Raw genomic sequence first — 10972 nt, 5'->3', positions numbered from 1 at the left:
TGAGCTACAGCGGTTTCGTCAACAACGAGACCAGCGCGGTGCTGGGTGGAACACTGAACTACGGCGGCACCGCGCAGAACGCCACCAATGCTGGCAACTATGTGCTAAGCGCCAGCGGCCTTACCGCCGACAACTACGCCATCACCTATGCCAATGGCAGCCTGGCCATTGGCAAAGCCGCACTGACCATCACCGCCAAAGATGCCAGCAAGGTTGTCGGGCAAGGCATCGTCTTGAACGGCTACACCACCAGCGGCCTGGTCAGTGGCGACAGCATTGCATCCGTCAGCCTTACCAGTGAGGGTAAACCTGCAAGTGCTGCAATCGGCAACTACGCCATCGTCGCCAGCGACGCCATCGGCTCCGCATTGAGCAACTACGACATCAGATACGCGGAAGGCGCCTTGCTCGTAACCGCTGCGGCAGCCGAACCGAGCCCTGTAGGCAGCGGCCAACCCTACATCAGTGTGCTGGCCTCCAATGGCCAGACCGTTTCGACCGAGGGCAACCAACAGGCCCAGGAGTCCGACGCTCTGACCCCGGACATGCTGGTCACCACCCCGCTCGATGAACACCTGAACCTGCAGGTCATCAACCACGGCATCCGCCTGCCAGAAGGAATCTGATTCATGCGTTTCGTTCGCCCCTTGATCGGCAGCGCTCTTTCTCTGCTGTCGCTGTCCGTGATGGCTGCCACCGTGCCGGACGCCGGCCAATCGCAACAGAACATCGACCAGATGCCGCTGCAATTGCCTGGCAAACAGCGCCTGGAGCTGAACCTGCCTGATGCGCCGGCAACCGAGGCCACCACCAGCGGCCCGAGCCTGCAAGTCAACGGTTTCACCCTGCAGGGCAACAGCGCCATCGCCAGCGACGAGTTGTTGGCTCTACTCAGCGATCTGCAAGGTCGCACGGTATCCCTTGGCGAACTGCAAGCCGGCGCCAACCGCATCACCCTGGCCTACCGTGAGCGTGGCTACCCCTTGGCGCGGGCCTACCTGCCTGCCCAGGAGATCGACGGCGGCGTGATGCAGATCGCGGTGATGGAAGGCCGCTATGGCGAAGTCGGTTTGAACAACACCTCGCGCGTTTCCGATGCGGCCCTGAGCCCGATCGCCGCCCTTAAAAGCGGTGACGCCGTGCGCTCTGCCGCGCTGGAACGCAGCTTGTTGCTGCTCGCCGACACCCCCGGCGTGGAAGTGAAATCCACCCTCAAGCCAGGTGCCTCGGTCGGCGCCACCGACCTGCTGGTGGACGTGCAACCCGGCCCGCTGCTGTCCGGCTCGGTGGATGCCGACAACTACGGCAACCGCTTTACCGGCGAGTACCGCCTGGGCGGCACGCTCAACGTCAACAGCCCGCTGGGCCTGGGTGATCGCCTGTCGCTACGCGCCATGGGTTCAGATGAAGACCAGCAGTACGGGCGCATCGCCTACCAACTGCCGATTGGCCCCTGGGCCACCCAGGTCGGTGTCGCCTACTCGGATATGGACTACGAGCTAGCCAAGGACTTCGGCGACCTCAAGGCCCACGGCAATGCGCGGATCACCAGCGTTTATGCCATTCAGCCGCTGGTGCGCAGCCGCGACCTCTCCCTGTACGCCCAGCTGCAGTTCGACGACAAGCGTCTGAAGGACGATATCGACCTGTTCGACAGCAAGAGCGACAAGCGCTCGCGTGTGGTCATCGCCACCCTCAACGGCAACAGCCGCGACAACCTGCTCGGCGGTGGCGTCAACAGCTTCGCCCTGGCCTGGAGCCAGGGCAGCCTGAATATCGACGGCGAGCTGAATCAGGCCATCGATGACCTGACAGCCGGCACCCAGGGCCGCTTCCACAAGCTCAATCCGAGCCTGGTGCGCCTGCAACGCCTGACCGACCGTTTCAGCCTGTACGGCCAGTTGCAGGGCCAGTGGGCCGACGGCAACCTGGACAGCTCGGAGAAGATCAGCCTCGGCGGCGCCTATGGCGTGCGCGCCTATCCGCAGGGCGAGGCATCCGGCGACCAGGGCTGGCTGGCCAACCTGGAGCTGCGCTACGCGCTGACCGATAGCTGGCAACTGAGCAGCTTCCTCGACCATGGTCAGGTACGCCTGAACAAGGACACCTGGAGCAATGGCGAAAACCATCGCAGCCTCTCGGCAGCAGGCGTAGGCGCACGCTGGGCCGCGCACGACTGGCAGGTCAATGCCGTGGCAGCCTGGAAGCTGGGCAACGATGACCCGCAGAGCGATGTCGACCGCAGTCCACGGGTGTGGGTGCAGCTGGTGCGGTTCTTCTAAAACATAATCACCGCGGCTAAAGCCCTCCCACACTGCAAAGCAGTGTCCCCATAGGAGCGGCTTCAGCCGCGAGCTCTTCTGAGAACCTGGTAAATCCGGGCTGCCATGCACAGAGGGCGGCCCGCAATCACCTCAGCGGGGCTTGCGCACAGATAGCACAAAGCCATATCTTGCCTCGCCACCGCGTGCTCACTCCTGCCATCCTGAGCTTCGCCCCCGACGATCATTCCGGTATTCCTCCATGCGCATGGCTTGCCGCCTGTTGTACGCATTGTCCGTGCTGCCGTTCACCTGCCTTGCCAACACCCCTGCGGCGGATTTGCTGCCCTTTCAGCAAATCGCCGATCTGCCGTCACACAGCAGCCTGACGCTGGGCGACACACACTACCAACCGCCGCACGACCTGAGTGCGATGCCGTTCTTCAGCGGCGCCGTGGCACTGGACAACTTCGGAGGAGATGACGAAAGCGGCCGGCTTGCCAGCGCCATCAACCTGCATGGCCTGCTTGACCAGAGCGACCTGCTGAGCCTGCGCAGCATGGGTTCGGCCGAGGAAGGCCATTACCACTGGGGCGCCTACCACCTGGCAGTCGGCCCCTGGTCGAGCCGGTTGGGCATAATCCTCTCGGATCTGTCCTACGAACTGGGAGACGAACTGGAAATACTTGCCGCCAAAGGCAAAACCCGCACGGCCAGTGCCTTCGTCATCCAGCCACTGCTGCAATACCAGGCGTTCAACCTCAAGGCCCGCCTGCAGTACGACGACAAGCGTCTACAGGACGAGATCGGCCTGCTCGGCATCGACAGTGAGAAACGCTCGCGCGTGCTCAACTACAGTCTCTCCGCCACTGCTCATGATTCCTTGCTGAACGGCGCCACCACCAGCCTAGGGTTGAGCTGGAGCGAGGGCAGCCTGAATATCGACGGCTCGCCCTACTCCCTGGTCGGCAAGGCCGATGCCGGCCACTTCAGTGTGCTGCGCGCCAATCTGACACGTCTGCAACAACTGGGCGGGCGCCTGGCCCTGTACCTTCGCGCCCAGGGTCAGTGGAGCGATGACAATATGGACGACTCGGAAAAGCTCTATATCGGCGGCGTCTTCGGCGTGCGCTCCACGCACCAGACCGCCGCGTACGGCGACAGAGGCTGGCTGGCCAGCGCCGAGCTGCGCTACGCCCTGAGCGACAGCTGGCAACTGGTCGCCTTCGCCGATCACGGCGAAGCACGGGTGAACACACCGGGCCTGGCCACCGACACTAAGCCCCGCCGCCTCAGTGCAGCAGGCGTTGGCGCGGGATGGACGGATCACACCTGGAGCATCAGCGCGCAGGCCGGATGGAAGGTCGGCGACCACCCGGCGCAGCGCGACATTGAGCGCCAGCCGCGCATCTGGACGCAGTTGGCCTACAACTTCTGAAAGCAAGGCAGCGCACAAAGGTGCCATTGCCGCCAATACCAGACGTAGATCGTCCGCCAAGGCGTAGCCTGCCTTTCCCTTGGCGTCTACGGCGGCGTAGAATCAGGGCATTTCCCGCCACCCACCCTTCGGCGGGCCTGTGAGCCCAGGCAGGCAGACGGAGATCCCGTCGTGCGCCCTGCCACTTTGCGTCGCGGTCATCTGCCGCTGATCCGCTCACCCACCTATCAATGCCTACCTGATTAGCCGCAGGAATCCGTCATGCCTGATTACCGCTCGAAGACCTCCACCCACGGCCGCAACATGGCCGGCGCTCGTGCCCTGTGGCGTGCCACCGGGATGAAGGACGAAGACTTCAAGAAACCGATCATCGCCATCGCCAACTCTTTCACCCAGTTCGTGCCCGGTCACGTGCACCTGAAGGATCTGGGCCAACTGGTCGCCCGCGAGATCGAGAAAGCCGGCGGCGTTGCCAAGGAATTCAACACCATCGCGGTCGACGACGGCATCGCCATGGGCCATGACGGCATGCTGTATTCCCTGCCGAGCCGCGAGATCATCGCCGACTCCGTGGAGTACATGGTCAACGCCCACTGCGCCGACGCCATCGTGTGCATCTCCAACTGCGACAAGATCACCCCTGGCATGCTGATGGCCGCCCTGCGCCTGAACATCCCGGTGATCTTCGTCTCCGGCGGCCCGATGGAAGCCGGCAAGACCAAGCTCGCCTCCCACGGCCTCGACCTGGTCGACGCCATGGTCATCGCCGCCGATTCCAGCGCTTCTGACGAGAAGGTCGCGGAATACGAGCGCAGCGCCTGCCCGACCTGCGGCTCGTGCTCCGGCATGTTCACCGCCAACTCGATGAACTGCCTGGTGGAAGCTCTGGGCCTGGCTTTGCCGGGCAACGGTTCCACCCTGGCCACCCACAGTGACCGCGAGCAGCTGTTCCTGCAGGCCGGCCGTACCATCGTCGAGCTGTGCAAGCGTTACTACGGCGAGAACGATGAGTCGGTATTGCCGCGCAATATCGCCAACTTCAAGGCGTTCGAAAACGCCATGACCCTGGACATCGCCATGGGCGGTTCCACCAACACCATCCTGCACTTGCTGGCCGCCGCCCAGGAAGCCGAGATCGATTTCGACCTGCGCGACATCGACCGTCTGTCCCGTCACGTGCCACAACTGTGCAAAGTCGCGCCGAACATCCAGAAGTACCACATGGAAGACGTGCACCGCGCCGGCGGGATCTTCTCGATCCTCGGCTCGCTGGCCCGTGGCGGCCTGCTGCACACCGACCTGCCGACCGTGCACAGCAAGTCCATCGCCGAAGGCATCGCCAAGTGGGACATCACCCAGACTGACGATGAAGCCGTGCACACCTTCTTCAAGGCTGGCCCGGCGGGCATCCCGACGCAAACCGCGTTCAGCCAGTCGACCCGTTGGGACACCCTGGACGACGACCGTGAAAACGGCTGCATCCGCAGTGTCGAGCACGCCTACTCGCAAGAAGGCGGCCTGGCCGTGCTGTACGGCAACATCGCCCTGGATGGCTGCGTGGTGAAAACCGCCGGCGTGGATGAGTCCATCCACGTCTTCGAAGGCCGCGCCAAGATCTATGAAAGCCAAGACAGCTCGGTACGCGGCATCCTCGCTGACGAAGTGAAAGAAGGCGACATCGTGATCATCCGCTACGAAGGCCCGAAAGGCGGCCCGGGTATGCAGGAGATGCTCTACCCGACGTCGTACCTGAAGTCCAAGGGCCTGGGCAAAGCCTGCGCCTTGCTGACCGACGGCCGTTTCTCCGGCGGCACCTCGGGCCTGTCCATCGGCCACGCTTCGCCGGAAGCCGCTGCCGGTGGCGCGATTGGCCTGGTGCAGGATGGCGACAAGGTGCTGATCGACATTCCAAACCGCTCAATCAACTTGTTGATCAGCGACGAAGAACTGGCTGCACGCCGGGTCGAGCAGGACAAGAAAGGCTGGAAACCGGTCGAAAAACGTCCTCGTAAAGTGACCACCGCACTGAAGGCCTACGCCCTGCTGGCGACCAGCGCTGACAAGGGTGCGGTACGCGACAAGGCAATGCTGGACGGCTGATCCCGTAGCGCGACACATGAAAACCCGGCCCTGCGCCGGGTTTTCTGTTTTTGGCGATGTCCGGCAGCGATGCTTAGCCATTGTGTCCCGGGTGTCGCTTCGCTCGACCCGGGCTACGTTTTTGCACGGAACGGATCGCCAGCAAGCTGGCTCCTACAGGTATATAGCAGGAGAACGTATGAAGATTGGCTTGATCGCCGACACTCACGGCCTGCTGCGCCCAGAGGCGCTGGCCGCGCTGCAGGGCGTCGATCATTTGATCCACGGTGGTGATATCGGCGGAGCGCACATACTCGCCGAGCTCGAACGTATTGCGCCGCTGTCGGTGGTGCGTGGCAACAACGATGGCAACACCTGGGCCGATGGCATTCCCGAGCGGCTGACATTGCGTTTTGGCGCGGTGAGCCTGTATCTGCTGCATGACCTCAAGCAACTGGATATCGACCCCAAGGCTGAGGGCATCGACGTGGTGATCGCCGGCCATTCGCACAAGCCTCTGCAGGAAGAGCGCGACGGCGTCCTCTACCTGAACCCAGGCAGCGCCGGCCCGCGACGCTTCAAGCTGCCGATCAGCGTGGCCCTGCTGCATCTCGACGGCGACGCAGTGCGCTTCGAACTGATTACCCTGGAGATCTGATGCAAGGCGTAAGCGGACGGTGAGCAGAGCTTTCTTTTTGTAGGAGGGGCTTTAGCCCCGAGCTCTATTGAAGAGCAAAGAGCTCGGGGCTAAAGCCCCTCCTACAAGTTACGCGAACGGCCGCTTCTGCCTTAAAGACGCCCTGCCGAGGCAACAACCTTGAAAAACACGCGAGTCGAAGCCATCTAAACAAATACAGACTTTTCGACACGCCCAATCACCGCCTGATGGAGCCCCTATGACCCTCGATGAACTCAACACCCTGCCCGGCGTAACCGGCAAGCCTGACGTCGCCACGGCGGATTTCGTCTACAACCACACCATGATCCGCGTGAAGGATCTGCAGAAGTCGCTGGATTTCTATACCCGCGTGCTGGGCTTCACCCTGCTCGAGAAGAAGGATTTTCCGGATGCCGAGTTCAGCCTGTACTTTCTGGCGCTGATTGCCGACAAGTCGCAGATCCCGGCCGACCCGGCAGCACGCCATCAATGGCGCAAGTCCATCCCCGGCGTGCTGGAGCTGACCTACAACTACGGCACCGAGAAGGATCCGGAGTTTTCCTACCACAGCGGCAACAGCGACCCACGCGGTTTCGGTCACCTGTGCGTGGCGGTGCCGGATATCAAGGCGGCTTGCCAGCGTTTCGAAGACCTGAGCGTGGACTTCCAGAAACGCCTGACCGACGGGCGCATGAGCAACATTGCCTTTATCAAGGATCCGGACGGTTACTGGGTGGAAATCATCCAGTTCACCGAAGTGGACTAGAACGCGCGTTGCCCCGCTGTTGAACGGCGGGGCGCCCGCATCACTTACTTGCGCTCGACCTTGTTGTCGATGCCTCCCAGCTGCACCTCAGGCTCATCGCCGCTCCAGTGCACCAGCTGACTGACCCCGATTACGCTCAGCTTGGCCTCGCCGTCGAACTTCAGATCCAGTTCGTGCTCAGCGCCTTCTACCGTGACCACGGCCGGTTGCTCGCCCGCGATGACCGCCGTGCGAACCTCGTTGTTGCTGGTGTCGACGCTCAAGGCATTCACCTGCTCGGCAACGACCTCGATCTCGGCGCCCGACACGGTCAGCGACTTGGCCGTTTCCAGCGTCACCTTGTGCTCCGAACCATAGACCAGCACGGCGCCACATTCACCAGTCAGGTGAATCACATTGGCATTGCCGGTGATGTTCACGTCCTGGCCTTTGCAGGACACGTCGCGCGACAGACCGATCCCCTCGATATTCAGCGGCTCGGCCAGAGCAGCCGCACTCGCCACCATACCGCTCAGCAGGCAAGCCGCCGTCAGCATATTGTTCATGGATACATCCCTCTTGATCGATGATGGCCCTGAACATGCCGCGGGGCCGATGCTATGACCGGCGCACAGCGGGGAAGGTTCTCGCCTGCAAACGCCTCAGTTCGCTGGTTGCAACTCGGTTCTCAACCACTGAGCGAGCTGCTCGGCGCGGCGGCCGCTGCGTCGCTCCGGCACCCAGAGCGACAGGCGCGCCTCGGTTTCGACGAAGCCCCAGGGCGCGGCAAGCCGCCCAGCCGCGAGGTCATCGGCCACCAGTTGCAGGGGCGCGATGGCCACACCGAGCCCCGCTGACGCCGCTTCGAGCAGGTAATAGAGGTGTTCGAAGCCCTGGCCCAAACGCATCTGCGTCGGTTCCAGCCCCATGGCTGCAGCCCACTGCGGCCAGGCTTGCGGTCGCGAGGTGGTGTGCAGCAGGGCCTCGCGCAGCAAAGCGCCTGGCGCGGCCTCACGCAATTCGGCAAACCGCGCATGCCTTGGGCTAACCACGGGGCCGATGGATTCGCGCGCCAGCTCGAAGACCTGCATGTCCGCGGGCCAGGGCGGCTCGGCGTAAAGCAGGGTGGCATCCACCTGGGGGCTGCGCGGATCCAGTTCGCCCTGGCTGGTGGACAGTTGCAGCCGCAGCTCGGGCAAGGCCTGGTTGAGCCGATCCAGTCGCGGAATGAACCAGCGCGCCAGCAGGCTGCCGGGACAACCGAGCACGAAGGGTGTGTCGACTTCCCGCTGGCGGATCTCACCACACACCTGACGCAGCCGGGTGAACGTCTCGCCGCTGACATCACGCAAGCGCATGCCGGCTTCGGTCAGTTTGAGTCCGCGCCCGTCCTTGACGAACAGCGCCACCCCGAGCTGCTCTTCCAGGGTGCGGATCTGCCGGCTCACCGCGCCGTGGGTGACGTGCAGTTCGACCGCAGCACGGCTTACGCTGCCGAGCCGTGCTGCTGCTTCGAAGGCATGCAGGGCATTCAGGGAGGGCAGCTCCTGGGCCATCTCAGTCCACCAGCTCAGGCAGAAACCGGGTGTCCATGCTGTAGCGCTTGGGGTTGCTCCGGTCGATCATCACGGTGACCAGCGACTCGTTTATGTAGGGGCCTGGATCGAACCACAGGTTTTCACTGCGAAACACATGCAGCTTGTTGGTCTGCGGGTTCAGCCACTGGGCGACGATGCGGTATGGGTTGCGGCCGTTGATGCTCAGTGAGCCATTGAGTTCGACATCCACCACTTCGGCCTGCACCGCTGTGCCGCTGACCCGCAACTCAGCGGCGCGGCGCTTGGCGAACAGCGGCGGCAGCACGAAAAGCAGACCGATCGCCAGGAATACGCTGCCGATGCCACCGACGATCAGGCTACCCAGCCAGTTCTGGCCGAAGCTGTCGATGTGCGCCCGCTCAGGGCTTTGCGGGTCGTAATAGAGTGCAACCCGCTCACCGATATCGAAGGACGGCGGCGTGCTGCAGGTGCTGCTGTGATACTCGCCAAGGGTGCCGTCCAGGGTCATGAACGATACCGTCGGGCAGCCGTCCTCGAGATCGACGATCGAACCCTCGATCAGGGTCATCTGCGCCTCAGCGCTGATGCGAGCGATTTGAATGCCGATGGCGATCACCAGCAGAAGCGCCCCGATACCTGGGAACAGCCACAACCATCCTGTTTTCATCCCGCCTCCGACCTGTGCGTATACATCACATCAAGGGCGAGGATTATCCGGCATCGAACGGCGCAGTCCAGTCGAATGAATCACATCAGAGCGATCATCAGAACGTCACAGGTGTATTCACCCAGAGAATGCGCGCCTCGGTAGAGCCGCTGTTGCGATAACCGTGGGGCAGGTTGCTGGGGAAGTGAAAGGCATCTCCCGTCGCCAGGCTGTAGCACTGCTCACCAATGGTCAGCTCGATGCTGCCCTCGAGCACATAACCCATTTCTTCGCCGGGATGCTCGATCAAGCCATCACTGGCCACGCCTGGCGCGACGATATGGATATTGCCCTGCAGCAGCCCGCCCTTTTGCAGGTGGGTGATGCGCTCCAGGCCGATGTCGCCGTCCTTGTTGCGCTTGACGAAGCGCTTGACCGGGCGCTCACCCGCACGCAGCACCGGCTCATCGGATACCCACTCCTCGGACGTCAGAGTGGATACGTTGCTGCCCAAGGCGCCTGCCAAACGGTGGAGCATGGCCAGCGACGGAGAAGCGGCGTCGTTTTCCAGTTTGGAAATCAGGCTTTCCGAACACCCGGCGACGGTAGCCACCTGCTTGAGGGTCAGGCCGGCGACCTTGCGGGCATGGCGCAGACGCACTCCCAGACTGGGCAGGCCATCGGTGTGATTGGCCTTCGACGGCGGTGTATGGCTAGGTTTGAGCATGCGTTTCTCGATGAATGGATAACCCGTATTGAAGGCAAACGTGCGGCAGCGAATTCTCCCGCTGGCCGCACAGTATCGCCGAAGGCACACGGGTAATTAATCCCCTGACACCAACCAAACCGGCTCTGGTGTCCAGGGCGACCTCAGGCATTAACCGAGAAGTGCACTTCCACCGGATTGAGGTCGTTGATCGGCACGATGTCCTGTGGACAAGCCGACATCACCACCACGCAATCCACGGCTGCCTGGATTTCCACGTAGTCACCCGCCTTGGAGACCGGTGGCAGCCACTCGATGCTGTAGTCCGGCTTGACCGGGATGTTCATCCACAGGTTGAACGGCTGGGGCACTTCGCGGGCGCGCAGACCGATGGCCTGCAGGGCCAGGCGCATGTTGTCGGCGCAGCTGTCGTGGTAACCCTCGACACCGAGGTTGGTGTAGCGATGCAGATCGCAGGCCGCGATCAGGGTGTCGTGCACGCCCGGCGAGGTGTCGGTCAGCAAGGTACCGATGGTACGGCGGCGGTTGCTGAACAGCTCGTCACCCGCCTTGGGAATGATGCGGTCGATGTGCGCGCGAGCATGCTCCATGGAGAGGAATTCGCTCAGGTCTTCGGCATTGAACAGCCAGGTGTCGCACACCTGGGTGCCGTGGGTGTTGATGATCTTGATGACCTCACCCGCCTTCAGGCGCACGGCACGGCCGCAGCGTGCGGGCACGGTGTAGGTCTTGCCGAGTTCCGGCGTGCCGTCGGCGGACAGCGGCTCGTTGAGGGTGGCGTTAGTGCCCAGCGAGGCTCCGTTGTCGGGCTGGCAGCAGGCGGGATAATCGTGGGCGTGGTTCGAATGGCTCATGGTCG

At 62.9% G+C, this 10972-nt stretch carries 11 protein-coding genes; 6 read left to right on the top strand and 5 right to left on the bottom strand.

Annotated features, from left to right (window positions below; translation table 11 throughout):
- The 6 genes from ACZ3GY_RS20545 to gloA form a co-directional block, all read left to right on the top strand.
- On the top strand, positions 1 to 626 hold a 626-nt coding region (locus ACZ3GY_RS20545), incomplete at its 5' end, for an MBG domain-containing protein (RefSeq protein WP_465911795.1).
- 3 nt (positions 627 to 629) lie between these two features.
- The gene (locus tag ACZ3GY_RS20540) at positions 630 to 2282 is read left to right on the top strand and encodes a ShlB/FhaC/HecB family hemolysin secretion/activation protein (RefSeq protein WP_465911794.1); all 1653 of its coding nucleotides are present in this window, start codon (positions 630 to 632) and stop codon (positions 2280 to 2282) included.
- 241 nt (positions 2283 to 2523) lie between these two features.
- Entirely contained in the window at positions 2524 to 3699 is a 1176-nt protein-coding gene (locus ACZ3GY_RS20535; protein ID WP_465911793.1) for a ShlB/FhaC/HecB family hemolysin secretion/activation protein, read from the top strand.
- Between the two features lie 261 nt (positions 3700 to 3960).
- On the top strand, positions 3961 to 5799 hold the full coding sequence (ilvD, locus tag ACZ3GY_RS20530; protein WP_465911792.1) for a dihydroxy-acid dehydratase: 1839 nt from the start codon (positions 3961 to 3963) through the stop codon (positions 5797 to 5799).
- 178 nt (positions 5800 to 5977) lie between these two features.
- A complete protein-coding gene (locus ACZ3GY_RS20525) occupies positions 5978 to 6436 on the top strand; it encodes a metallophosphoesterase family protein (RefSeq protein ID WP_465911791.1) in 459 nt (152 codons plus the stop codon).
- Between the two features lie 238 nt (positions 6437 to 6674).
- The gene (gloA, locus tag ACZ3GY_RS20520) at positions 6675 to 7202 is read left to right on the top strand and encodes a lactoylglutathione lyase (RefSeq protein WP_042555921.1); all 528 of its coding nucleotides are present in this window, start codon (positions 6675 to 6677) and stop codon (positions 7200 to 7202) included.
- A 44-nt stretch (positions 7203 to 7246) separates the two neighbouring features.
- On the opposite strand, the gene ACZ3GY_RS20515 is transcribed toward gloA, so the two are convergent.
- The 5 genes from ACZ3GY_RS20515 to ACZ3GY_RS20495 all read right to left on the bottom strand — a co-directional run bounded on the left by ACZ3GY_RS20515 (position 7247) and on the right by ACZ3GY_RS20495 (position 10967).
- Positions 7247 to 7747, bottom strand: a complete 501-nt coding sequence (locus tag ACZ3GY_RS20515) for a DUF3060 domain-containing protein (RefSeq protein ID WP_465911790.1) — start codon at positions 7745 to 7747, stop codon at positions 7247 to 7249.
- A 96-nt stretch (positions 7748 to 7843) separates the two neighbouring features.
- Complete coding sequence (locus ACZ3GY_RS20510; RefSeq protein ID WP_465911789.1) at positions 7844 to 8737, bottom strand: LysR family transcriptional regulator; 894 nt, start codon at positions 8735 to 8737, stop codon at positions 7844 to 7846.
- Between the two features lies 1 nt (position 8738).
- Complete coding sequence (locus ACZ3GY_RS20505) at positions 8739 to 9407, bottom strand: DUF3592 domain-containing protein (RefSeq protein ID WP_465911788.1); 669 nt, start codon at positions 9405 to 9407, stop codon at positions 8739 to 8741.
- A gap of 97 nt (positions 9408 to 9504) precedes the next feature.
- Entirely contained in the window at positions 9505 to 10113 is a 609-nt protein-coding gene (locus ACZ3GY_RS20500) for a cupin domain-containing protein (RefSeq protein ID WP_172138482.1), read from the bottom strand.
- 143 nt (positions 10114 to 10256) lie between these two features.
- Positions 10257 to 10967 (bottom strand): DUF1989 domain-containing protein, encoded by a 711-nt coding sequence (locus tag ACZ3GY_RS20495; protein WP_465911787.1) that lies wholly within the window; start codon positions 10965 to 10967, stop codon positions 10257 to 10259.
- Between the last annotated feature and the right edge of the window lie 5 nt (positions 10968 to 10972).

It is taken from the genome of Pseudomonas sp. PME37.24/006 (assembly GCF_055556635.1).
Note: the sequence above shows the minus strand (reverse complement) of the source record. Positions and strands in the feature narration are given on the sequence as shown.